Annotated in this window: 13 protein-coding genes; 8 read left to right on the top strand and 5 right to left on the bottom strand. The window is 57.2% G+C overall.

Annotation, left to right across the window (positions count from 1 at the left end; translation table 11 throughout):
- The first annotated feature begins 6 nt into the window (after positions 1-6).
- Together FHS83_RS02330 and FHS83_RS02325 are read left to right on the top strand one after the other, a co-directional pair.
- Positions 7-2,490: an ABC transporter permease gene (locus FHS83_RS02330; protein ID WP_167080486.1), complete on the top strand. Its 2,484-nt coding sequence runs from the start codon at positions 7-9 to the stop codon at positions 2,488-2,490.
- 12 nt (positions 2,491-2,502) lie between these two features.
- Entirely contained in the window at positions 2,503-2,742 is a 240-nt protein-coding gene (locus tag FHS83_RS02325) for a TetR/AcrR family transcriptional regulator (protein WP_167080484.1), read from the top strand.
- 422 nt (positions 2,743-3,164) lie between these two features.
- On the opposite strand, the gene FHS83_RS02320 is transcribed toward FHS83_RS02325, so the two are convergent.
- Complete coding sequence (locus FHS83_RS02320) at positions 3,165-3,962, bottom strand: AraC family transcriptional regulator (protein WP_344100980.1); 798 nt, start codon at positions 3,960-3,962, stop codon at positions 3,165-3,167.
- A gap of 71 nt (positions 3,963-4,033) precedes the next feature.
- Here FHS83_RS02320 and FHS83_RS02315 point away from each other — a divergent pair, with 71 nt between their 5' ends.
- Genes FHS83_RS02315 through FHS83_RS02300 form a run of 4 tightly spaced genes read left to right on the top strand, consistent with a single transcriptional unit; the run spans position 4,034 to position 7,937 of the window.
- On the top strand, positions 4,034-6,121 hold the full coding sequence (locus FHS83_RS02315) for an FUSC family protein (RefSeq protein WP_167080481.1): 2,088 nt from the start codon (positions 4,034-4,036) through the stop codon (positions 6,119-6,121).
- Positions 6,121-6,336: a DUF1656 domain-containing protein gene (locus tag FHS83_RS02310; protein ID WP_167080479.1), complete on the top strand. Its 216-nt coding sequence runs from the start codon at positions 6,121-6,123 to the stop codon at positions 6,334-6,336. The genes FHS83_RS02315 and FHS83_RS02310 overlap by 1 nt, the downstream gene beginning before the upstream one ends.
- Positions 6,333-7,229: an efflux RND transporter periplasmic adaptor subunit gene (locus FHS83_RS02305; protein WP_208414191.1), complete on the top strand. Its 897-nt coding sequence runs from the start codon at positions 6,333-6,335 to the stop codon at positions 7,227-7,229. Before FHS83_RS02310 ends, FHS83_RS02305 begins: the two co-directional genes overlap by 4 nt.
- Positions 7,230-7,283: 54 nt before the next feature.
- Entirely contained in the window at positions 7,284-7,937 is a 654-nt protein-coding gene (locus tag FHS83_RS02300) for a TetR/AcrR family transcriptional regulator (RefSeq protein ID WP_167080478.1), read from the top strand.
- A 197-nt stretch (positions 7,938-8,134) separates the two neighbouring features.
- On the opposite strand, the gene FHS83_RS02295 is transcribed toward FHS83_RS02300, so the two are convergent.
- The 4 genes from FHS83_RS02295 to FHS83_RS02280 are packed head-to-tail and all read right to left on the bottom strand — an operon-like array spanning position 8,135 to position 24,378.
- Positions 8,135-9,295, bottom strand: a complete 1,161-nt coding sequence (locus tag FHS83_RS02295) for an ABC transporter substrate-binding protein (RefSeq protein WP_167080476.1) — start codon at positions 9,293-9,295, stop codon at positions 8,135-8,137.
- Between the two features lie 4 nt (positions 9,296-9,299).
- Positions 9,300-10,166 (bottom strand): prohibitin family protein, encoded by an 867-nt coding sequence (locus FHS83_RS02290; RefSeq protein WP_208414190.1) that lies wholly within the window; start codon positions 10,164-10,166, stop codon positions 9,300-9,302.
- Positions 10,167-10,174: 8 nt separating this feature from the next.
- Entirely contained in the window at positions 10,175-11,893 is a 1,719-nt protein-coding gene (locus tag FHS83_RS02285) for a cyclic peptide export ABC transporter (RefSeq protein ID WP_167080472.1), read from the bottom strand.
- Positions 11,890-24,378: a non-ribosomal peptide synthetase gene (locus FHS83_RS02280; protein WP_167080470.1), complete on the bottom strand. Its 12,489-nt coding sequence runs from the start codon at positions 24,376-24,378 to the stop codon at positions 11,890-11,892. The genes FHS83_RS02285 and FHS83_RS02280 overlap by 4 nt, the downstream gene beginning before the upstream one ends.
- 248 nt (positions 24,379-24,626) lie before the next feature.
- Between FHS83_RS02280 and FHS83_RS02275 the strand changes: the two genes are divergently transcribed.
- Complete coding sequence (locus FHS83_RS02275; protein ID WP_167080468.1) at positions 24,627-25,157, top strand: YcjF family protein; 531 nt, start codon at positions 24,627-24,629, stop codon at positions 25,155-25,157.
- A 306-nt stretch (positions 25,158-25,463) separates the two neighbouring features.
- Positions 25,464-26,165: a 4'-phosphopantetheinyl transferase family protein gene (locus tag FHS83_RS02270; RefSeq protein WP_167080466.1), complete on the top strand. Its 702-nt coding sequence runs from the start codon at positions 25,464-25,466 to the stop codon at positions 26,163-26,165.
- Positions 26,166-26,189 lie beyond the last annotated feature (24 nt).

The raw sequence follows: 26,189 nt of genomic DNA, 5'->3' as shown, positions 1-26,189 counted from the left end.
GCCGTCATGTTTCGCAATTATCTGACTGTCGCCCTGCGCAATATCATCCGCCACAAGCTGTACAGCTTCATCAATATCGCGGGGCTCGCTGTAGGTTTAGCTTGCGTCATCTTCGTGATCCTGTTCGTGCGCGACGAGCTGTCTTACGACAAATGGATTTCAGACACCGAGAATCTCTACCGCCTCGAACTCACGATCCTCGTTCCTGATCGTGCGCCGATGGCCATGGCAATGGTGCCCTACATGGTGCCGGAAACCATGCGTGATGAAATCCCCGGAATCTCTGGGCAAACCCGTCTCCATATGGAGGGTATGACTTTATCGGCGGGAGATCGGCAGTTCTCCGAGTACGTTGACGTGGTTGATCCCGGTTTCTTCACGCTGATCCGTTTGCCGTTCGTCATGGGCGATCCCGCGACGGTCTTCCGCAATCCGCAATCTCTGGTACTGACGCAATCGGCGGCGCGCAAGTATTTCGGCGATGCCAATCCGATGGGTCGCGTGCTTCAAACCGTCAGATCAAATTGCGCCCAGACCGATACGGTATGTCAGCACACAATGATTTCTCTCACTGTTACCGGCGTCATTCGCGATCTGCCGCACAACACCCAGCTTTCCGGCGACATATTCTTGCCCAACACATCGATCGTGGACACGATGGGGCAAGAGATCAAGCACATGTGGCTGGCGAATAATGGCTGGGGGTTCATACGTTTGGCTCCCGGTGTTACACCCGACAGCGTGATGGCCCGCATCAACCCGATCCTTGATCGCTATGTAACGCCAGAGCTGAAGAAATTCGGGGTCTCTGGAATCTCGGGTAGCGCGGTCTACAAGATGCATATGACGCGCTTTGATCGCGTTCATCTTGATGGGGCAAAATACTCGTTCAATCAGACACCTCCAGGAAGCTGGACGACCGTGTATGGCGTTGCTGCCATCGGGCTCCTCATCCTTCTGGTGGCTTGCTTCAACTTCATGAACCTTTCCACGGCGCGTGCGGCGCTCAGGGCGCGCGAGATCGCCTTGCGCAAAACTATGGGTGCCGCCCTTCGGCAGGTGATGGCGCAGTTCCTGGGAGAGGCCGTTCTGATGGCACTTCTGGCGCTGGTACTGGCCTTTGCAATGGTGGAAATTCTTTTGCCGGCGTTCGGTGGCTTCCTGCAGCGGCCTATCGGCTTCGATTATGCGCACGATTGGCCGCTGTTCCTCTCGCTGATCGGGTTGGCGGTTGTGGCGGGATTGATCAGTGGCTTCTATCCGGCGCTGGTTCTTTCCGGCTTCCGTCCCGCTACCACGCTCAGAACCAACAGCGCTGGACAGGTTGGTTCGGGCTTGCTGCGGAATGTCTTGGTGGTGCTTCAGTTCGCGGTCTCTATCGGATTGGGGATTTCGGCCGCGGTGGTGTTCGGCCAGATCAACTATGCCCGCAATATCGATCTTGGCTTTCGTCACGATAATGTGGTGACGATGGGTACGGGCCGGATGACCAATGAGCAACGCGAGGCCTTCGTCCGGGCGTTGAGGAGTTATCCTGGCATCGTCAGCGTGGGCGAGTCCGATCGCGTTCCTTTCCAGCTTGGCCAAAACCTCACGCTGTTTCAGGTGCCGGGGCAATCAACTTCCGCAACCCTCAACGGCATCCGGATCGATCCCGATTTCCCGAGAGTCTATGGCATAAAGGTTGTGGCAGGGCGGGCCTTCTCAGAATCGCGCGCCGATGACCGCCTCCATAGTCTTGGCGGCGAGACCGATCCGCAGAACGCGGGAAAGAATATTCTTCTCAACGTAGCGGGGGCGCGCCGCCTCGGATTCTCGCCTCAAGAAGCAATCGGAAAGACGGTGCTCTACAACAAATCTCCCGTGCGTATCGTCGGTGTCCTGGCGGATGCCAAGGTTCAAGGTGCACGTCAGCCGGTTCAGCCTAGCGCTTATATGTATATCCCGACCGACTGGATGCAGTTGCATGCGCGGCTGCGGCCAGACATGGTTCCTCAAACACTGGCTTTCATAGACAAGACATGGCGTTTCTTTTCCCCGTCGGTCTCGATCGATAGAGACTTCCTGGATGCAAGCTATGCTAAATTCTATGCCGCGGATGAACGTCAAGGCATCATGTTCGCCGCTTTTGTCGGGCTTGCAATCTTGATCGCCTGCCTGGGGTTGTTCGGGCTTGCCGCTTTCACCGCCGGACGGCGTACCAAGGAAATCGGTATCCGCAAGGTGTTCGGGGCGCAGACGCGCAATGTCATCTTATTGCTGCTGTGGCAGTTCTCTATCCCGGTCTTGATCGCCAATGCCATCGCCTGGCCGCTGGCTTGGTACTATCTGCAAGGTTGGCTCGAAAGCTACGCCTATCGCATTTCGCTGAACCCGTTCTACTTCATCGGTGCTGGGCTGGTGGCGCTAGTGATCGCCTGGGTAACGATTGCGGGGCACGCGATTGCCGTGGCACGCGCCAATCCCATCAAGGCGCTGCGTTACGAATAGGGAGACCGTACCATGACGACGGCTGGAAAGACATGGCGGCGCCGAAAACGGGAACGCCCTGACGAAATCCGCGCCGCGGCGCTGATTGAATTCTCCGAAAAGAGCTTCGGTGAGGTGAGAATGGAGCTCATCGCAAAGCGAGCTGGCGTTACCAAGGGAACGATCTATCTCTACTATGCCAGCAAGGCGGAGTTGTTTGACACGTTGCGCGGCAGCGAGACCTGCGAGAGCAGGGTTGGTATTGCTGATTAACCTGTGCCGCGATGTCCCTGCTCGCCTAATTGAATTCGCCTACGCTGGCTTGCCCTCTTAGGCCAATATTCAGAACACAATTATTTATGGGTGAATTCGGGAGATGAGCAGTGGGCGTTTTTGTTGCTGTAGCACGCCTGGGCAGTGGAATGGCAAATGGGCGAGTTCATCGTTCCACTTCTATCCCGCAACAGGTGAAAACCTGCCATGGTATTCTTCGTGGTATTGCGACGGTTATTGATTCCAACTTACGGCGACGAAAGAGGAGGCTGTCAGAACACCATCGAGTGGAGTAACGGCTATCGCAGTTTTTTCAGGCTGAAATGTCGTGTCGATAGTGTTGTGCATCCGCTTGAAGCGCCCAAAGCCGAATTTAAAATGACGACGCGTTAAATTGATCGCCCAGTCCCTTGCTGAGGACATCAGAGAGATCGCACATCGCGCTTTGCGAAGTACTGAGCGGGCGTGCTCCCCAGCGCTTTTTTGAACATCGTGATAAAGGCGTTGACCGATTCATAGCCGAGCCCGGCTGCAACATTCTGCACCGCATCGCCACTCGCCAGATCGCGAAGGGCGACTACGAGATGGAGCTGCTGTCGCCAGCGTCCGAAGGTCAGCCCGGTCTCGCGGATCAAGAGACGCGCCAATGATCTTTCACTCATCGCGACCCGCTTCGCCCAATCGTTCAACGTGCTGCGGTCCGATGGATCGGCGGTCAGGGCATCCGCAATCGCGCGGATTTTGGGATTAGAGGAAATCGGTAGATTGAATTGCTCGCGCGGCATTTGCGCAAGTTCATCCAGTAACACGCGCGCAATCCGGGCGACATGGCCCTCCGCCCTATAATCCGCACGCTCACGCGCTAATCGCTCAATCATCTCCCGGATCATGGCTGAAATCGAAAGCGTACAACTGGTTTCAGGCAGTTTCGCCGCTTCGGGCTCCACAAAGAGATAGGTGAGCCGCGCATTTGCGGTGGCGCGGGCGCTATGCGGCACACCACCCGGAATCCATACTCCGCAATTGGGTGGGACGATCCAGATTTCGTTATTCGCCGTGCAGGTGACGGCGCCGTGCAGCGCCAAGATCAGCTGCCCCTTGCGGTGCACATGGGAAGGTACTTCCGCCTGATGCTCCGAGAAATCGAGCTTATGAGCAACCGCAGGCAAATCCGTCAGGTCGGGGTCAAAAACGGAAACGGCAGAGCGCAACATGGGAATGGCTGTTTTTAGATATTTTATGTCATAATACTGAATTTATTCGTTTTTGCAAACAGTTCACAACTGGTGGCATGAACACGACGCCGCCCGTCTCTTTCGGCCTGACCACACCCTTCGCCGCAGCGCTGCGGGTTCGCACGCCCGCGATGAAGGTGGATCGGGATGCGATCCTTTTTTCGGCGAAGAGTTTCGCGGCCGCGATGCTGGCTTATTACATCTCGTTGCGCATAGGGCTGCCCAAACCGTTTTGGGCCATTGTTACGGTCTACATCGTTTCGCAAACCTCCGCCGGCGCGTCCCTCAGCCGTGGTGTGTATCGCTTTATGGGGACGTTCGTCGGCGCAATAGCGACCGTAGCGATCGTTCCGAGTTTCGTGAATGACCCGCTTCTGTGCAGCGTCGTACTCGCGAGCTGGATTGGCTTGTGCTTGTTCTTCTCGCTGCTTGATCGCACGCCACGCGCATATGCCTTCGTCCTTGCTGGCTACACGACAAGCCTGATCGGATTTCCGAGTGTGGCTGATCCTGGCGCCGTTTTCGATACGGCATCCCTGCGCGTTCAGGAAATATCCATCGGAATTCTCTGCACCGTTCTTGTCCATCGTTACGTATTTCCGAAGCCGATGACGGGACAGTTTACCGGCAAGCTCTTGGCGATATTGCAGGACGCTCGCCGGCTTGCGCGCGATGCGCTGGCGGGCACACCGGAGGAAAACCGTTATGATCGCCACCAGCTCTCAGCGGATCTCCTGGCACTGCGCGGGCTTGCTACACATCTGCCTTACGACCCCGCAGCGGTGACGCCACCGCGCGAAGCCTTGAACCTGATGCATGATCGTTTGGCGCGGCTCCTTCCCCTCACGGCCGAAATCCAAGACCGGATAAATTTTCTGCGAATAGGCGAGGGCGATGCGACCAACGAATTAACCGCATTGGTTGGAGAGGTACAGGCCTGGATCGCAGCCGGTGCGGCGGAAGACGAGGCGGCGGCACAGTTGATCGCTTGGGCGCGATCACTCCAAAAATATCTGGGCTCAAACCCGGCAACATCAGACGAAAGAGTTGAGGCAAATCTCGCCGGTCATCTGGCTGAAATGATTGGCCTGCTGGCGGACTGTGCCCGGCTCGGGCAATGTGCCAACTCCGGGCGGCGTCCACAAACCGCGATATCGCTTCACGGATCGGCTCGGGCAAAGGGCTATGTCTATCACCGCGATCCCTGGATGGCGGCCCGCGCTGCAATGGGCGCTATCATCGGCATCCTCTGCGGCTGCGCCTTCTGGATTTGGTCGGCCTGGCCGGAAGGGGGGATGGCGGTCTCCATTCTCGGCGTCTGCTGCACCTTATTCGGAAACTTCGACGCGCCCGCACCGTTTGTCGTCAAATATATCGTCGGCACGGTCTTCGGTGTTCTGACCAGTCTCGTCTACAGCTTCGCCATCCTGCCTCAAGTCACCAACTTCGCGGGTCTTGTTGCGGTTCTTGCCCCGGCATTCCTGTTTGCTGGTTCACTTCAGGCCAGACCGCCGACAACCTTCATGGCGATGGGCATCACCCTCACCATTCCTATCCTCTGCGGGCTGGGCACCCATTACACGGGGGACTTTGCGGTCTCCCTCAACACCGTGGTTGCGCTCTTTGTATCGGTCGGGTTTGGGGCGGCCAGCATGTCTTTATTCCAGACGTTTCCCAGCGATATTGCGATCAATCGGCTGCTGCGCTTTAGCCGGCGTGATGTCTGTCGCCGCGCACTGGGGGACGCGCCAAACGAAGCGCACTGGATGGGCCTCATGATAGACCGCACGGCGCTGCTCCTGCCAAAGCTAAAAGCGTCCGGGAAAGCCAGCCCAGATCTTCTGGACGATATGCTGCGCTATCTTCGCATCGGTTATGCCGCCGGCGAGCTTCGCAAGAGGGCACCGTATGCGGGGCGCGAAGCCGGTGCTGCGCTTGTCGAGCTTCTTTTTGACGTCGCCACAGGTTTTGGCGGCAGGAGTGCGCCAACACAAGCTGCTATTGTCGATCTCGAACAGCGCATCGACTCCTTGATCACACTGATGGCGGAAAATTCTCAAAAAAATGGGTCACGAATAGTCGATCTGCTCATCGATCTTCGCTTCGCCTTCGGCTCCCGTGGAACCCCGAGGGGAGCGTCCTGATGATCGTTGATCTTAGTATATCGGGCGTCTTCATCCCCGGTCTGGTGATTTTCGCGTTGATCGCGCTGTTCGCCGCAATGGTCATACTGCGCGTTCTCGCCATTACCGGTATTTCGCGCTTATTCGCGTGCCGGCCGCTGGCCGAAATCGCCACCTTCCTCATCATCTATGGCCTGCTTGTGCAGTGTTTGCCGCTGATTGGATTATTGTCGTGAAACAACTCCTCTGCCTCATCAGCCGCTATGTCTTGACCCTTTGCGTGGTGGCTGTATCCGCTTTTGTCGCCATGCAGGCGTGGCGCCACTATGAGCGAACGCCTTGGACGCGCGACGGGCGCGTTGGCGTCGATGTGATACGGATCGCACCGGAAGTCTCTGGCACCGTTCGCTCTGTTCCAGTCGGCGATAATCAGCACGTCAAGCGGGGCGATATTCTCTACGAGATCGATCCGGAGCGGCTTCGGCTGGCGGTAGCTTTGGCAAAGGCTGATGTCGAGGCCAAACGCCACGATATGAGCGTACTTGAAGCCACGGCGCGGCGGCGCCTCCAACTCAAAGACGTCGTTTCACAGGAAACCGTTGATCAAACACGCGGGGCGGCCGCCGTAGCCGTTGCGGCCTATCAGGCGGCCTTGGCGACGTTGGATCTGGCCAAACTCAATCTCGCCCGTTCGATCATTCGTTCGCCGATCGATGGATATGTCACTAATCTGAGGCTTCGCCCTGGCGACTATGCAACGGCGGGCGTGACAAATATCGCCGTTCTCGACGCGTCGAGTTTCTGGATCACCGGCTATTTCGAGGAGACGAAGTTGCGGCAAATCCGGGCTGGAAACTCCGTCAAGATCAGGCTGATGGGCTTCGATCAACCAGCGCTTGGTCATGTCGAAAGCATTGGACGCGGCATCGAGAACAGCAACGACGCGCCGGGGCCTTTGGGGCTGCCGAATGTCGAAGCAACCTTTTCCTGGGTCCGCCTTGCCCAGCGCATACCGGTACGCATTCATATCGATCGGGTGCCGTCTGGCATCGAATTGGCGGCAGGGATGACGGCAACCGTCGAAATCATCCCCACAAATCTCGAAACGACCAAGGCGATGCGGTCGTGAATACGGTCCGCCTTGCGCAGCCGGGATTGCGCCGGCAAAAAATGGAGACAGCTCATGGAAATTGAAAACAGCACTTCCGCATCGCCGCGGAAATGGCATCGCCGCAAGCAAGCGCGCCCGGATGAAATTTCCAAGGCCGCGTTGATCGCCTTCGCGCAAAAAGGGTATGCCGCGGCGACCATGGCCGATATCGCCAAGCTTGCCGGCATCACCAAAGGAACGATCTATCTATATTTCAAGAACAAAGAAGATCTCTTCAATGCATTAGTGCGCGAACATATAGTCGATAGGCTCGCTGCACATTTTTCGGGGATGGAAAATAGCGAGGACGTCATCTCTGCCATCAACCATTGTTTTGACGTGGTGAGCGATATGGCTCTGACAGAGGAAGTGCTTGTGCTAGGGCGCGTCATCACCGCAGAGGCCCGCAATTTTCCAGCTATAGCCCAGTTCTGGGGTGCTGAAGTCATCGATAGTCTTTTGGATCTCGTCACGGCTTTGCTGCGACGCGGTGGCGCGCAGGGCACCCTTGGTGCGGTTAATCCGGAAGCGGCCGCCCGGCTTTGCCTGGCACTTGTTCTGCAAGAGCTTATATGGCACCCGTCCTTTAATGTCGGGGATCGCGAACACTCTGATCCCAGAAGCATGATGGAGTTGCAGCGCGCCATCATCATCCAAGGAATAAGAGCGGCCCAGGTCTTCGTATAGAGTTTCGCCAGAGATAATCAGATGAATACCGTCGCCGCGGGTTTCTGGTGCTGTTTGTATTACGAAATATCGCTATTTGATCACGCTAGACATCAGAAGGGGAAATAGCCGTAAAATTAGTACATATGAAATCGGGGGGGGGCGAACCGACAGCAGATAGAAGCGGAAAGCCTATTTTTATGGTTTCGCGGGAGGCGCTATTTGACAGTATCGACCAGAACTCGCCCGCCCTCGTGCCTCTCCATGAAAAGCGGCTTTTCCTTCAATTCGCCATTGCTGTCGAAGCGATATTCGCCGTTGGCAACAACCCAGACGGGCTTGTAGCGAACGGTGAAGGCAAGATCGAGCGGGTTCAATGTTCCCGAAACCCGAACCGCCTCCGCCAGGATTTGGAGCGCATCATAGCCCTGAGCTGCGGAAGTGTCGGGGTCATAGCCATAGCGCGCCCGGTAGGTGGAAACGAATTTGCGGTTTGGTGGCGTGCCAGCAGCGACATTATAGAGCCTGATAAATGTCGTGTTCTGCAAGGCCGCTTCGGGGATGTCGGAAAAATCCGAGCTGCGATCGCAGGCGACCAGGATTGGCGTGGTGATTCCGACTGCGCGCGCCTTGCGCAAAAACGCCGCCGTATTCGCATCATTACCGGACGAGAACATGATGACGTCGGCCTTGATCCCCTTCAGTTGATTAACCGCGACGCGGAAGTCGGGGCGACCGGCCGGATAAGGGGCTTGGTAGACCATCTCACTGCCGAGAGCGTCCTGTGCGATACGGTATTGATAGGCGATGTCTTGTCCATATGCGTCACCTTCCCAAACCATCGCGTATTTCTGGGGCTTGCGGCCCATGGGCGATGATATGGCGAGAAAGCGGGAAATCTGATCGGTCGCCTGAACCGTGCGGACGATATATTTATAGCCGTGCGAGGTCATGGCTCTGTTATTGGCGTTCACCACGAAATGCAGGAGGCGGCTAGCCTCCAGTATTTCCGAAGCGCGTATTCCTATGCCGTCCTCATAATAGCCTATAACAGCGCTCATCTCGGGCGTGTTGGCAAATTCGAGGGCGATTTTGCGCGCAATCTTCCAGTCATTCTTGTCGTCGCGGATAATCAAGCGAATTGGCGGATGTCCTGGCAGCCTGCGGGCGTTAAGCTCGTCGCGTGCCAGCTCCAGGCCATTGATCAAGCCTGGTCCTTCCTCGGCTATGGGCCAGCTTACGCCCACCACCAATACATCGTGGTGCTTTTCGAGATAGGCGAAGCGATGCTCGCCCATTTTTGCGGGCGACTGCCATTGTGGCGTCAAAAGTAGTAGCAAAGCTCCAAGCCCCACCGCCCAGAATAGAAGCTTTTTCATGCCGTCAGTCCTTTCCGAGAATGATCGGCAGGCCAGATTTTCCAGATCCAATGACGACGGTCTTCGCGTTGGGCGATTTGGCGAGCTCTTGCGTCGCCTGGATGCCGTACCAGCTCAAAACAGACGGCGTGAGGCTTTTATTGACCGTATCATTATACTGCTTCAATCCGTTGGACTCGATGCGGCGGCGCTGAGCCTCCTTTTCCGCAATCGACAGCTTGTAGATGTATTCGCCCTCGAGTTGCTGATAAGCCATCTTGCTTTCGATGGCTTGCGATATCCGCGGCGGCAGGGTGATGGTCTCGAGCGGCACATCGTCGAGGTCGATGAAGCGCGCTTCCAGGCGGATTTTCGCCAGCTCGCTGACCCGCTCCTGAATGGCCTTCTGGGTGGTGTAGATTTCCTCCGGCTTATATTGCCCGAACACGGCCCTAACGACCGAACGCATTTCCGGCCTGATCACCACGTCGGCGTAGTCGGGGCCCACGCGCTGGTGCAACAGGGGCAGGGTTTCCGCCGGTAGGAAATAGCGAACAGAATAGCGCACGCGGACATTCAATCCGTCCACGGTCAACGCATCTATCGTGTCTCGGAACTGCTGGGTGCGGACGTTGTAGACATACATCTTGTTGAAGGGCAGGATCAGGTGAACACCTTCGCCATACACCGTGTCGATAACTGTGCCGCCACCAAGACGCCGCCATAATATTCCCAATTGCCCAGAATGAATCGAAACCAGGTAGGTGTCATGGAAGAAAACGGCGCCGAAGACGAAGAGAAAGCCGCCAAGAATCCAATATGGTTTTTGACGCCGCAGATGCGCCTTGAATTCTATGCGTGCCTCGGCAAGCCACTGCTGGATTTTTTCCAAGAGCGTTTTCATTCGCTGCCCTCCTTAGGGGGCGCACTGCGTCCGGCTGAAAAATGAAGCTTGGGAGCATCGGGGTCTAAGGAACGGGGAACCTCGCGGAGGGTGCCGTAGTCCATTTGCAGAACTCGATCGGCGATATGGTGATAGCGGTCGTCATGAGTTACGACGACGACTGTCTTGCCAGCTCTTTTTAGGTCTGGAAGGAGGGTCTCGTAGAAATAGCGGCGGAAATGCGGGTCTTGATCCGCTGCTACCTCATCGAAAACATAAACCGCCTTGTCTTCGAGATAGGAGACTACCAGCGCCAGTCGCTTGCGCTGTCCGGTGGAAAGATGGGTATTGGAGAAATAACCGTCGACAAAGGTCGTCTTGTGGGAAATCTCCATCAACTTCAGAAGCTCATTGATGCGCTCCGGGGCGGCATCGCGCAAACCATGCAATTTGTCGAATAGGTGGAAGTCCGAGAAAATGGCGGAAAACAGGTCGCGGTAGGATTGGATGTTGGCTGGGCCGATCTGCTCGTCGTCGACACGGATGACGCCCTGCTGCGGCTGATAAAGCGCCGTGAACAGTTTCAGTAAAGTAGTCTTGCCACTGCCGTTGCCACCAACCAGAAACAGCATTTCGCCATGACGCAAGGTGAAATCGATAGGGCCGACTTGGAATGCCGCATTCCCGTCCGGGTCGCGATAGGCGAAGTGTAGCCCATCGAAGCGGATCGATTTGAAGCCGCGCATGTCGATAATGGGCGAGTTTTCGAAGCTGGTTAATTTTTCCAGCGTGTCGTCTAGTCTCGCTTCCAGGCGCTGAAGATTGGCGATGGTGACATTGACCTGTGAAACGACCGGAATCATGGTCACGACGTTGCCGAGGGGGCCAAAGAAAAACAAAATCGCGGCTACAATCTTGGTCGCCGAGCCGGTGAAGGAGCCCGACAGAATCGGCAGTACAAAAACCATTGCCCCCAGAAGCAACACCAGGAACATCTCGATAATAACAATGTTATTCGAGAACAGGATCATGACACGGGTGCGCACGTCACGCACGCGGCCTGCGGTTTCCGCAAAATCGCCGAAAACATCATCGCTCTTCGCACGGTTGATGCGAATCTCCTTAAACCCCGCCAGTAGCCCGGTGAGCGACGTGAAAAGCCGGTCTTCCTCTTCGGAGGAGGTATTTAGCCCTTCTTCGTATTTCTTGCGGTCCTTCAGGTAGATCGCGGCGCCGCCTGCGATAAGGCCAATGCACAAGAACATGGCAAGCGGCGAAACCGTCGCGATATAACCAAGCGTGAATGCGATCATAACGGCTGATTGCGCTGCCGAAAACAGCGGCCGCGCGGATTGCGCTATGGCTGCTGTGTCCCGGCTGATGCGGGCATGAATATCGGTCGCGCCGATGCTTTCCAGGGCGAGGAGGTCGGATCGGCGGATCTTGTCGGCCAGCCGCACCCGTACGCTGCAAATCGCATTTTCGGCGATCCGGCTGGATTCATAAAGCACATAGCGCAGGGAATAAACGAACAGCGCGATGGAGAGCCCGAACCATAGAAAGTGCTGCCAGGATGGCCCGCCGGTTTTCAAGGCATCGACCGATGCGTTGATGACGGCGAGATTCATAGCATTGGCGACGCCGGATACGGCGGTTAGCAGGAACAGCTTCTTGTTGAGCGCGTGTGTTTCCTGCTGAAGAAATTCGAGTATGCCGATGCGTGACGGAATATTCATGGGGCCGCCAGTTTTGTTGGAGCAAAGAGCTGTGTTGCCTGGGCGAGCGTGGCCTTTCGTCCTTCTCCGGGAGTATTTGGCCAGGCGAGACCCAGATGGATCAGAAGCATTTGGGTTCTTGCGGAGGTGATTTCCAGCCGCCTCGATCGGGGCTGCGGAGCGATACCGCGATAGATACCCATATTCTCGAGTGTTTCCGTCAGTGCCGCATCAGTGTCCGGCTCGTCGAGGGCGGCCTCTAGGCGGTCGAGGAAGCTGTCGAAACCGGTTACGCGGATCGGGGCTGCCTCGGCGATGAATCTGGCGAGTGTGCGCTTGCGGCTGCTTTCCAAGTGGTGCGTTTCATTGGTCAAGGCTCTGCTCTCGGCCAGGCGTACCAATCCGCGCGCCACCACATCAACATGGCAGAGCCATGTATGAGAATCGTTCGGCACCACGCCTAGCTTCAGGAAGGCCGCTAATTGGCGGAAATAGGCATTCTCTTTGATGTCGCGTTGTAGCGCATTGCCGTCCGCTGCGTAGACAAGATTGCCGACGCGATGGATTGAGGCATTGGGTAAATATTGGCGGGCGGCGACTAGGAGCCTTTCGGCATCCTGCTTGCTACGGACATAATAGTTTTCGTCCGCGATGTCCGGCACGGCGTCATATTCGGTAAAGAGCAGGAATTCGTCTTCGGGTGCTTTCCCGGCCGCCGATATGGTCGAAGCAAAATGAAAATCGGCCCCGCGATGTGCGGCGAGTTTTATGAGCCTTGCGGTGGCAGCCACATTATCGGCTTCGAAATCTCTGTAATGGCCGAAATGCTTGACGTTGGCAGCGCAGTGATAGACCGCCTGAATCTCCCGCGCGATTTTGTCATATGCCTTGGACGTAAGGCCAAGTCTGTCGCAGCGCAAATCCGACGCGAGCACGGTAAGGCGCTCGGTTTCCAGTAGCGCCTTTCTTTGCGATTCGCCAAAATAATGCTGCAAGACTTCGCCCAGGCGCTGGCGGGCGGCGGTATCGTCGGCAGCGCGCACCAAGGCTGTGACCCGGCGCTGGGGATTGCTCAAGAGCTCGCGCAACGTATAGCTGCCGAGATACCCTGTCGCCCCGGTCAAAAGGGTATTGGCGTAATCGCGGCGCTCTTCTACGGCGATATTCCGATAGGCGGCGTTCCTGACCGCATATGCCCGCCATTGGGGAGCAAGGGCTTCGGCGCGTTCCGCTTCATAAGCGGCGCGTGTTTCCTGGTAGGCTTGCCAATGCATTTTGGCGGAGCGGATCAGGGTGTGAAGATGCTCCGGGTGATACTGGCAAATCGCTGCAAAATCGGCGAGGCGAGGGTGTTCGTAAAGATCGGTAATGGCACAGCGGAAGGTCCGGCGCAGATGATTGACTGCCGCGATAGCTCTCAGGCTATCGCCGCCCAGATCAAAGAAATTATCTTCGCGGGCAACGAAGCTTCGTTCCAGATGCTCAGCCCATGTTTGAGCGATGCGCTGCTCGATTTCAGTGCTCGGCGGGGTGCGTGAACGTCCGTCCAACGCAAGGCCGCCGTTGTGTGTCAGGGTGATGAGCGCGCCCTTGTCGATCTTTCCTCCATGGGTCAGGGGAATTTCTGCAACCCGAATGACCGCCGTTGGGAGCATATAGGACGGAAGTTTGGCGGATAGATAGGCGTGCCAAGCCTCTTGGCTCGGCTCGTCAGCGCCGGGCTCAAGGTGCACAAAGCCCCACAGTGTTTGGCTGCCATCGGGGTTGGGGCCGACCAGAACCACGCACTGATGCACCAGCGGATGCGCGCTGAGCAGATGTTCGATTTCGCCAAGCTCGATCCGCTGACCCCGGAGTTTTACCTGAGCATCGGAGCGGCCAAGAATTTGCAGATCGCCGTGCGGCGTCCAGCGTCCTAGATCGCCAGTGTCATAAAGCCGGCCGGAGCTCGTTTCGATAAAACTTTTCGCGGTGAGGTCGGGGCGATTGAGATACCCCGTGGCTAATCCTCTCCCGCCAAGCCAGATCGCGCCGACGGATCCCGGAGGTACAGGAGCGCCCTGCTTGTCACGAATATGCACGGTGATATTGGCGAGTGGCTTTCCCGCCGTCAGCCGCGGCGCGCCCGGGATGATCGCCCCAACCGTCGCCGCGGCGGTATTCTCCGTCGGTCCGTAGCCATTGATATAGCGAAGGCGTGTTGCGTAATGCAGGGCATCGGCTGTGATGGGGGGCTCACCAACCGTCATCAAAATACGCAGCGTCGGAAAATCGGCTTGGGCGAACAAGCGCAGATAGGATGGCGGCATGGTCGCCACGGTAACGCCCAGCCGCGCTAACTTGGCACGCATTCCGGCAATATCATTCATCTCGCCGCGCGTTATTGGGACCACTGCAGCCCCAGCCGCCCAAGCCATGGCAAGATCGGAAATCCAGGCATCAAAGGCTGGCGAGGCCATCAAGAGCACGCGATCTTCTGCAGTAATCTCCAAGGCGCGGCTAAGCGAGACGCCAAGATTATTCAGCCCCTCATGCGAAAGAACCACGCCCTTAGGAACGCCGGTCGAGCCGGAGGTGTAGATAATATAAGCTGGGCCGGAGCATGCGCGGTGTGGTGTTTGATCACCGCGTTCCAGCGGCAATGCTTCGGGGCGCGTCATCACGCAGCCAGTTTCGGCCAGTGCCGCCGGAAGTGAGCACCCATCGAGAAGGACAAGCCGCTTTATCCCTGCGTCTTCAATGATGAATTTCAAACGTTCATCAGGAAGATCATTCGCCAGAGGGACATAGCACCCGCCCGCCTTCCAAATGGCGAGAACCGTTTCCGGCAAGGCTGTGGAGCGGCTGGTGTAAACGCCAATCGGCTCTTGCGGCGCGCATCCGTGTTCGATGAGGTGCTGAGCCAGAGCCTCGGCGCGAAGGTTAAGATTGAAATAGCTTCGAACTTGCTCATCGCTCACGAGGGCCGGGCGATGGGGGTGCTCAGCGCACCATTGTTCGAAATAGGCAGGGAAGCTCGGGGTGGGAGGCTCAATGCGCGGGCCATATTCCCAAGCTTTTAGCAAAGCCTCTTCTGCTGGCAGCAAGTTGGGAATTTGCACTGACCGATTTCCGGATGCGAGCAATTTCGACCTCGCGACCAGCGCTTCCATCCACGCCGCCGCCGTTTCTTTTTCATATAGGGCGGCATTTGCATACCATTGTAGGATCAAGCCGCCATCAGCGCACCCTTCATGGACTAGAACCATGTCCTGCGCTGGTGTATTGGGGCGCAAGCGATATGGTTCGTCTGAGCGTAAAGCTTCGAAATGGAACTCGCTTTTTTCGTCTGAATTACCGGGATTTTCCGCCACGGCAAAATCGAACACAGGGAAGCGCGCCGGATGCGGTGAAGTCGTCTGGAAGCGGCGCAAATCCTGATAGATGCGTGCGAAGGGATAGCGCGCATGCTGCAATCCCTCCGCCAGGGCGGCCTGCATGTTCCGCAATGCTTCTTCAATCGTCGTCTCTCTGCTGATCCGGCAGGCAAGCGGCAGCATGTTAACGAAGTAGCCGACAAGATCTGCCTCATCGGCTGTCTCACGGGTCGAGGCCGCCGTTCCGATGAGAAATTCCGAGCGCGCTGTACGGCGGAAAATTTCCAGTGCTAAAATGGTCAAGAGCAGGGTGTGAAGGCTTGCGCCATGCTGGTGAGCGAAAGTGCGCAGCCCCCGGGCTGTCGCCTCATCCAGGCTGGCGCGGAAAATATGGGCACCTTTGATATTCTGCGCCGTGCGTCCGCTGGGACGTGGGAAATCCAAGGGCCATTCGTCAAAGGCATCGCCGGGCCCCGCGCTGATGTCAGCCAGCATTTTTGCCCAATAGCACGCGTCATGTTGGCATGCGGTACTGGCGAGATAAGCCTCTTCCCGTCCCGCTGCGAGATCGAGTGACGCACGCAGTGGCGGCAAAGCCTCTCCGCTCAGGATGCGAGCCAGATCTTCCGCTAGAACACCAAGAGAAACACCGTCACCCACCGCGTGATGCAATGCCATCCAGAACAAGGTTTTCCGGGGTTCGGCGATTTGCACGATCCCTGCGCGCCATAAGGGCAGCGTTGCCATGCTGATGGGTTCGCTCTGACGCGCTTGGCAATGGTTCTGGGCTGCGGCGAGGTCGGGGTAGTGGCAAAACTCGAGGTCGGGGGGGGCGGATTCATCGATGAAGCGCCCAAGAATGCCGTTTTCGTCGCTTCGAAATCCCGTGCGTAGCGCTTCGTGGCGGGCGACTACTCTGCGCCATGCATTTCGCCACTGCGCTTCCGAAACACTTTCAGCATTGCGCGCGATCAGGCTTAAGGGAATGACGAAGCCGCTTGTGTCGAGCCCGGCCTGCTCGGATACCCAGAATTCGCGCTGACCTTCAGTTGCCCGCGCAGAGGCCGCCGCATTTATGGTCGCTGCTGCGCAATGACGTATGCGGGCGGCGAAGCCCTGCAACGTTGGTTCGACGAAAAGCTCTCGAGCTGGAACCGGATGGCCTAGAAGTTTTTCCAGACGATGCGCCAATGCAATCGCCAACAGGCTGTGCCCGCCCAGAGCAAAGAAGTTGTCGTCGCGCTGAAGCTCTTGCACACCCAGAAGATCTTTCCAGATGTGGGCAATATTGTTTTCCAGCTCGTCTTGAAGGGTTTCCTTGGGGCTGCAGGATCGCCCACGTAGCAAGTTCTTCAACGAGCCTTTATCGACTTTTCCGGACTCGGTGAGTGGAATGGCATCGATAGCGATGACCGCGGCAGGTATCATGTACGCCGGAATCCGTGTCGCAAGATAGCTCCTCCAAGCGTCTTCTAGGGGCACCTCGCTGTTCGGGCGGGGAAGAATGAATGCCCATAGGCTATGATCTATGCCACTCCCCTCCAGAAGGACTACGGCTTGCGCCACGTCGGGATGTGCTCTGAGGGCGGCTTCAATTTCGCCCAGCTCCACACGGATGCCGTTGATCTTCACCTGATCGTCTGCGCGACCGATAATCTCTAGCTCGCCATTGGCTCGCCAGCGCCCGAGATCACCAGAGCGATAGCGGCGGCCCTCTCTCGTCATTACAAAAGCTGTGGCCGTCAGATCGGGCCGCCCGATATAGTCCTGCGCCAACCCGCGGCCGCCAAGCCACACCTCACCGATTACGCCTGGCGGAAGCGATTGTCCCTCCGCATCGCAAATGTGAATGCTGGTATTGGGCAGCGGACGGCCAGCCGACAGAAATGGCGTATCGGCCGATAGCAGCGCCATCGTGCTGCTGATGGTGTTTTCGGTGGGGCCATAGGCATTGTAATAGCGAAGACGGGACGCATAGGTCTGAATGTCAGCCTTCGCGGGCGCTTCGCCGCCGGTGACGAGAATGCGTAAGCTCGGCAGATCGGCGCCTTCGAACAACCTCAGATAAGACGGCGTGACATCTGCGAGCGTGATCTTGAGCGTTCGCAAGAAATCCTGAAACGCCGTGGGCGAGCTTAGAACCTCATAAGGAAGCGGGCAAAGCGTTGAGCCGAAAGCCAGAGGTAAGCCGATATCTGATAACGAGACGTCGAAAGACGGGGACGCAAACATCAAGCTGCGATCATCCGGCGTCAGGCCATAGATTTCGCCCGCGCTCAGAACCAGATTGACATAGGCACGATGAGTTATCCGAGCTCCTTTGGGCCGTCCGGTTGAACCTGAGGTATAGAGTATGTAAGCGATGTCGTCCGGGGACCCCGCCACAAGCGGGCGGTCTTCAATCCCGCCCAGCTCTAGCATCTCGGGTCGCAGAATATGGGGTGTCACCGCAGAAAGTTCAGGCGGCACCACCAGCCCATCCAACGCGATCAGAGCCGAAAGTCCTCCGTCTTCCGCCATGAAGGCCAAGCGTTCTGGCGGTAGATCGGCGGACAGAGGTAGATAGATCGCGCCCGCTTTCCAGATGCCCAGAAGTGCAGCGGGAAGGGCAGCGGATCGCCCCGTCAAAACTCCCACTGTACAGCCCCGCACAACCCCAGCACAGATTAATGCCTGCGCTAGAATATTCGCGTCGTGCTCGAGCTCGGCATAACTCCGTATAGAGGTTTGCGTTAAGACCGCGGGATGCGCACCCCTTTCGGCAAGGCGTTGCTCGAATACCTCATGGAAGCGCAACGCCGGTCGCTCCGCCAGCGCTCCATATTCCCACCTTTGGAGCTGGTCTATTTCCGGTGGCAAAAGCTTTGGCAGTGGTACTAGCGCCCTGTCGCTGTCTTCCGCCAGCCACTGCGCCCAGCCTGTCAACGCCTTCAACCAGTACTCCGCCGTATCGCGGTTATAGACCGCCGCATTAACATGCCACTGCAGCAGGCATTGTCCGTCAGGCGTCATTTCATGGCTCAGCACCATATCCTCGCCCGGCGAGGTCTCCCAATATTCATATTCGGCCCCGCGGTGCCGCATGTAGCGCACATTGGTGGTGGGGTTTTCTGTGACGGCGATGTCGAACAACGGGTAACGTGTGGGATGGCGTGCGTGCTCATGCTGGTTACGATGGTTTTGATATATGCGCGCAAAAGGATAACGGGCGTGCGCCAAGGTTTTTGCAAGACGAGCACCTGTCTCGCCAAGCACATCTGTGAACGAAGCTCCCCGTTTGAGATGGATGGGCACGGGCAGCATGTTGACGTAATAGCCAACGACCCGTGCCTCTTGGGCCGTTTCGCGCGTGGAAACCGTAGTGCCGATGATTATGTCGCTGTGTCCCACGCGCCTGCACGCCTCAACGGCTAGAAGGCTCAACATCACCGCATGCAAGCTGGTGTTATTAGCGCGCGCCAAAGCCTTTAAGGCATGGGCTGTTGTCGCATCGATTGTGGTTTCAAACCGATGCATGCCCGCATGGGCCGTCGCGGATCTCGCGCTATCTAGCGGCGCCTCGTCAAACGCGGTCTTGGGTGTGGCGGTTAGAAGATCTTCCCAATAGCGCGCATCTTCCTCGTATTCGGGGCCCGCGAAATATGCTTGTTCACGCGCGGCTGTTCGCGAAAAATCACCCGTCATCTCCGGCAGGGCGTTGCCATGCAGCAGCATCTCTAATTCTTGCATCAGAACGCCGAGGGATTGCCCATCGCCTACTGAATGATGCAAGGCGAGCCAGAAAAGCTGTTCGCCATTCTCTCCAACTGCGACTAGGCCAATGCGCCACAGAGGCGCAGTTGCCATTGTAAAAGGCGCTTCTTGACGCTGCCGGATATAGGCGATGGCAGAGCTTCTGTCGGGCTGGTTACAAGATTCAAACGCGGCCGCGTCGGCTTCTAGGGGCGCGATAGCACGGCGGAGGGTTCCATCCGCATCCAGGGCAAACGTGGTGCGCAAACTCTCATGCCTTGTCACTAATGCAGCCCAGGCTGCGCGCCAGCTTTCGAGGGGATAGGTATCGACGATGCGGATTAGCGGCATCGTAAAGGCGCGTGTGTCGAGCCCTGTGGCTTCGGCGACCCAGAACTCGCGTTGGCCTTCGGAGGCAAGATCGCTTCTATGCGAGACCGCTCCCTCACGAGCGATCTCGCATCGCATGCTATCAGCCACGCGCTTGGAAAAACCTGCCAAGCTCGGCGCTGCAAACAAATCGCGCGGCGCTATTGGGCATTGTAAGTCTTGGGAAATCCGGTGCGCTAATGTCACTGCAAGCAAACTGTTTCCGCCAAGGGCGAAGAAATTGTCTTCGCGGGCGACTGTTTCGCCCAGAAGTTCGTACCATATGGTAGCGATGCGTTGTTCCAGTCCTTCTCGGGGCGGAGCTTTCCCGTCCTGTGTTTTTGGGGCTTTCAGCATCGCCAGAAGTGCGCTCTGGTCGCGTTTCCCATTCATCATCAGGGGAAACGATGCTACCGGCGTGATGGAAGCCGGAATCATGTACTGAGGAAGATGGGTTGAGAGGTGTGCCCGCCACGCGCTTTCCTCTGGCATTGCCGCGCCCGGGTGTAGCCGGACAAACCCATGCAGGATTTTGGTGTCGTTCACTGCCGGCATCATCAATACCTCGGCGTCCGCGATGGCAGGGTGGCATTGCAGCACTCGCTCTATTTCGCCAAGTTCGATGCGCTGGCCATGCAGCTTCACCTGTGTGTCGATGCGGCCGTGCAATTCCAGCTGGCCATCTTTGGTCCAGCGGCCCCAATCGCCAGTCCGGTAGAAACGCCCCTCAGCCGTTTCGACAAAGTGTTTGGCGGTCAATTCCGGCTTGTTGAGATAGCCCGGCGCGAGCCCGACGCCGCTCAGCCAAACCTCTCCAATCATTCCGGGCGGAACGGGGGTGCCGCCTTCCCGGCGGATGGATATGCGGGTGTTGGGAATGGGGCGGCCGGCCGTAAGGGGAGGCGCATCCATCGGGTCTTTCGCCACCTTGCCAAGGCTGACAATGATCGTCGTCTCGGTTGGGCCGTAGGGATTCCAGAACTCGAGATAATGATGATCGCGGGCATCTTGATGGCTTGGGGCTTCGCCGCCGCACAACAGAACCCGCATGCCCACAAAAGGTATCGTGCGCGAAATGCGCAGATAGGATGGTGTGTGAAAGGCGATTGTGACGCCGCGCGCGGTATAGGTTCGCTTCAATTCCCAGGGATCATCACGCAAGGCGCGCGACACAGGCACAATCGCCATGCCGTTCACTAGCCCTGTTGCAAATTCCCATATCGATGCGTCGAAGCCGGGTGTGGCGACAAAGGCAATCCGATCCTCTTCGGTCAGGCCGGTCGCCTCTGCTGTGGCGTAGGCGACGTTAACGACCCCCGCATGCGGCAGGACAACGCCTTTGGGCTCACCTGTCGTTCCCGAGGTATAGATAATAAAGGCGGGGTCTTGTGGGCTTCCGCGCGGCTTTGAGTGTTCGGTGGATATTTGCGGCGACTTATCTGGGCGGATTATCTCTATCTGAGAAAGTGTGGCTGGCAGTGCAAGGCCATCCAGCGCCAGCACGATCTTTGCACCCGCATCTTTGATGATGAAGGCGAGGCGCTCGGGCGGCAGTTCGACGGAGAGTGGCAAATAGATAGCCCCGGCCTTCCATACGCCGAGGATGGCGGCTGGGAGTGTGATGGAGCATTCCGTCAGAACGCCCACCACATCCCCCGACGAAACACCATGGCTTAGAAGATGCTGGGCGATGCGGTTCGCTTCTTTATCCAATGCTGAAAAGCTTTGTCCACCGCCATCGGAGACGACGGCGAGCCTGTCGGGATAGGCCTCAGCGACCTCTTCAATTAGCTCATGAAGGCGCTTTGCGGGGCGCACAACGGACGGGCCATTTTCCCATTGGCTAAGAGTCGCGATTTCGTCGGGCAGTAGCGCTGGGGCTGGCGCTTCGATCCGCACGCTATCCTCTGCAAGCCAGCGCGCCCAGGCCGCGAAAGAGCGGAGCCAAGCTTCGGCGGTATCCTGGCGATAGACATCGGGATTCCATACTAGCGCCAGTTCCAAGCCGCCGTCCTTCAATGGCTCGTGGCTGAAGGCAAGGTCTATCCCGGCCGCGGGGGCAGTGAACTCACCCGGCAGAATGCAGGGCGAAAGGGAAAAGTCACTTTCGGCATCACCGCAGTTTCGCGATGGATTGGCGGTAAGGGATATGTCAAACAGCGATGTGCGTGCCTGCGCTCTTGCTTGGGGATGGCACTGGCGGAATTCGCGATAGATCTCGCCAGAGGGATAGGCGGCATGCTCCAAGGCTTCAGTAAAAGCGGTCTGGGTGGTGCGAAGATCGGCCACAAGAGACTGGGCGTCCCCGCTGGGCAATATGAGCGGCGGCAGATTGACGAAATAGCCCACAGCCGCTTCGGCCCAAGCCGGGCGCACCGACACGCTGGTACCGATGAGTATCGTTGATCGCCCGCTGCGACGCCTCGCTTCCACGGCCAACAGGCTCAGTAGAAGTGTGTGAAGGCTCACTTTCTGGGCTTGTGCCAAGCGGATCAGGGCTGCGACCGTCTGCGCGTCGATCTGTTCGGTCAAGCGGAGGCTGGACTTCCCGCTGGGATAAGGTGGACGGCTATGATCGGTCGGAAACTCGCTAAAGACGGAGTTGTTCGTGTCCCGCGCAAAGCGATCTAGCAGATCGCGCCAATAATGGCGATCGCGTTGGGCCTGCAGAGAGGTGAGGTAGTTTTGCTCCGCATCGCTCGCAATAGCAGGGCCACAGAGGCTCTCCGGCAGCAGGTGGTCGAGCAGAATGCCATGCATCTCTTCTTGCAGGATGCGTGCAGAAACACCATCAGCTACCGCGTGATGGAGCGTGAACCAGAACAGCATCTCTCCACCACCCAAACGCACCACGCCCGCTCGCGCCAAGGGGGGCTCTGTCAAGGAGAGCGGAGCGGCAACCCGAGCAACGATTAGTCGCTGGGCCTCGTACTTGCTGGTGCAGGTATCGATGTAAAAGCCAGTACCAGGTGTAAGGCCCTCGGGCTTTAGCGTGCGCCATAGGACTGCGTCATCGGCCCCGGCAAGGAATGCCGTGCGCAAAGCTGCGTGACGCGCGATAAGACTGGACCATGCTGCCTGCCATTGCTCGGGCGCCGGAATTCGTCCATTGATGCTCAAAATCCGCGTAATCTGGGCATCAGCAGTGGCAAGGCCCAGGCTTGTCGCAACCCAGAAATCTTCCTGTCCCTTGGTGGCGATGCCGTGCTGCTGTTCACTGCGTGATGTGGCGCCTGTGGGAACTTTGACGATTTTTTCAGCCAAGGCGGCAATCGTTGGGGCGGTCAGGATCGCACGCGCCGCCACAGTCATGCCTAGGGCTTGCAGTTTTTGGCTGATGCTGATCGCCAGAAGGCTTGTACCGCCTAAGGCGAAGTAATTGTCTTCGCGAAATATTGGGCTCGTATCAAGAACTTCCTCCCACACACCTGCGATGTCTTTTTCTACTTTTCCCTGGGGAAGTAGGCCTCGCGTGTCATTACTGTTGGCTTGCAATGCTTCCGCCATGGCCAACAGGGCTTGGCGATCACTTTTGCCCGCCGCGTTAATGGGCATCTCGGCAAGTATTTCGACGTCTGCGGGCAGCATATAGGAGGGCAGGGTTTTGCATAGGAACGCATGCCAGTCTTCAATCCGCGAGGGGAGTGGTGCGCCATCCACAAAAGCGATAAGGCGGCCGTGATGTTGAACCACGAAAGCATGCTTGACTCCGGGATAGCGTAGCAGAGCTTGTTCGATTTCGCCCAGAGAAACCGCTTGGCCAGAGATTTTGACCATATCATTGATACGGCCGAGTGTGAGGAGATATCCATTTGGCGTCCACCGCCCCAAGTCTCGTGTGCGATAGAGAAGGCCATGGCGTGTGTGTACAAAACTTGCCGCTGTCAGGTCGGGCTGGTCAAGATAGCCTCGCGCGATGCCTTTTCCCGTGACATAGATTTCGCCCCTCTCCCCCGCGCGAACGGGCTGCCCTTCTTCATCCAGCACGTGAACCGATGTGTTGAAAAAAGGCCGTCCGCTCGGTATGGGGCCTTCATCGTCCGGGGCCACCCGCATCATGCAGATGGTGCCGCACATTTCTGTTGCGCCATGGACGTTCCAAACCTCGACCGATTTTGCGTAGGTCTTTGCATCTTCGGGATTCGGGTGTTCGCCCGCGGTGATCAGGCAGCGCAGACCGTCTGGAACGACGCCATTGAACAAACGCAGATAGGAGGGCGTAAAAAATGCCACGCTGACGTGGTGGCGAGACATTAAGTCTAGAAGTTTCAAAGGCTGATCGAGAAGTGCACGCGAGGCTGGAACAAGCGCAGCCCCGGCCAAGAGGGGAACGCAAAGCTCGCGAAAGCCTAGAATGAAGCCAGGCGCGGTGGCGAGCAGAACGCGGTCTTGTGCTGTGATCTCCTGTGCCTCGATATGCCCAAGGGCCATATTCAAGACCGCGTCATGCTGTATTTGCACGCCCTTAGGGCGGCCAGTCGATCCAGACGTAAAGAGGATAGCGGCAAGGTCGGACGGCTTACCCAAAGTCTTAAGGCGCGCTCCATTGCGGGCGATAAGATCTGGTCCAATCTCCTCGGGGCGCAGAATGGGAGCACACTCTCCTGAGGTGATGTTCTTTCGAAGTCCATGCAGCACGTCTGCGGGTGGCTCCAACCCCTCCAATGCGATCAAGCAGTGCATCTTCGATTGCTGGATCATACTGACGAGGCGGTCGGCCGGAAGATCAGCACCCATCGGGACATACACACCTCCCGCCTTAAAGATCGCAAGCAGGCTGACGGCGAGCATGCCAGACCGTTCAGTGAAAACACCTACAGGCTGCTCCCGCGTTACCCCGTTCTTGATCAAGGCGCGGGCGAGCGCATTAGCCCAGACCTCGATTTCCCAATAGGTCAGAACGGATGTGTCGGAAATGAGCGCAGTCGCGCGCGGGTTGCGATCTGCTATCGCTTCGAAACTCTCGTGAAAGCGTTTCGGTGGCCAATACCTGTGCGGACCATAATCAGTCTCGCAAACAATATTGGGGGGTGGGGGTGTGGCTACCATGGCATTCGCTGATCAGTGCCGGGATAACGAATATCAATATTAAACGTCGGCTCGCGCGATTGAGATTGATGATCGAAGATGTGGGCGAGCTGATCCACGATGCATGTCTTGTTCACATTTTATCAGCAAAGCATATCATGTGATTGTGCTGTGTGGTATTCATATTCCGTCAGTTGTAGTGCTTGCCTGTGTGCGAAACGTTGCTTGTAAGTGTCATCTCGTTTTTCGAAACATAAGAGGCCGCGGCAATGTCCGAAAAAATAAGCAAAAAGCCCTCTGATTCCGCGAAAGAGTCTTCAGTTGATCCGGCTGCTCGTGCGGCGCGTGTTGAGACGCTGTCAAGGAATCACATTCTCATGGCGATGGGCGTCTCACTGGTCCCGCTTCCTGTGGTGGATATCCTTGGTGCGATGGCGATTCAGCTCGACCTGATCAAGAGACTCTCTGCTGAATATGATCTGGAGTTCAAAGAAGAGCGCGGCAAAGCCATTTTGACGTCGCTTCTGGGCGGGATCGCGCCCATGGCCGCGGGAGAGGCTATCGCTAGTCTGTTGAAGTTCGTTCCGCTGGTTGGATCGACCTTCAGTGTGGCAATGATGCCTGTGGTGTTTGGTGCTTCCACCTATGCTGTCGGCAAGGTGTTTGCCCAGCATTATGAGGCTGGCGGTACGATTCTGGACTTCGATGCGGCCAAAATGAAAAAGGTCTTCCTTGAAGAGTTCTGCTCTGGGAAGCGGGTGGCGGCCAACCTTAGTGGGAAAAAAGAGGCTGCCGGCTAAGGCGGCTTGATTTTCTGAGACGATGTATTGAGCTCCCGGCCGTAGCGGTTCGGAAATGCTTGTGCACGCGTGTTATACGAAGTTCATTGTTTCCGGTATGGAGGGGCTGTCTTGGAAGCATTTCTTCTGTGTGCCGTGGCGAGTCTGGTCGTCGGCTGGTTTGGTCGTGACCGAAAGTTTGGCTTCTGGGGGTATTTTTTCTGTTCCTTGGCGCTCACCCCAATCGTCGGGGTTATCATCCTCTTGGCATCGGATGCCAGGAAGGCGACGAGCCAAGATAGTGCCTCCCAAGCTTCGTCGTGACCCATGCCACAGGTTTACACTGTCGATCTGGCCGGACTGGAATATGCAACGCCGGGGTGGCTTGGCTTGCTTGATAAAGTCGAACGTGCGCGCGCCGACCGTTTTTTTAAGGCTAGAGATCGCTTGGCTTTTATTGCTGCACACACTTTGAAGCGGGTAGCGCTGGCGCAAGCTCTCCCTGGAAGAGACGCGAAAGCGCTTCAGTTCGACGTTGATCCATACGGCAAACCTTTCCTGGCAGAACAGGATAGAGTGCCCTTCAGCTTGTCTCACACGAATGGATTGGTTGCGCTCGCCCTGTCGTCGCAAACGGATTTGGGAGTTGATGTAGAGGCGCTGGGGTCACCAATTCCGCATAAAGATGCGATGCGTTCTATTCTGAGCGCCGCCGAAAGTGCGGCGCTCACCTATGCGGCCGATCTAGAAAACACATTTCTCGTGCTTTGGACAGCCAAGGAGGCTGTAGCAAAAGCTGAAGGCAAGGGCTTTTCCCTCCAATTTTCCGAAATAGAGGTTCACCACGATCACGCGCAGGGGCTATCGCTGCGATGGAAGCTGTGGTGGTCCCGGCCTACGCCCGGCCACATCTTGGCTTTGGCTTGGGATGAGAGAGAGGGTGCGGTCGACATGCGAGCCCTGCGTGGCGATGAACTTACGGCCTGGGTAGAGTGCCAGGGCGAGGGTGTTGGACACAGAATGGCTTAAGGCCAGAGCATCGAGGATATCGGT

The sequence above is a fragment of the Rhizomicrobium palustre genome (assembly GCF_011761565.1).
Lineage (GTDB): Bacteria > Pseudomonadota > Alphaproteobacteria > Micropepsales > Micropepsaceae > Rhizomicrobium > Rhizomicrobium palustre.
This window is presented reverse-complemented; position numbering and strand designations above follow the sequence as displayed.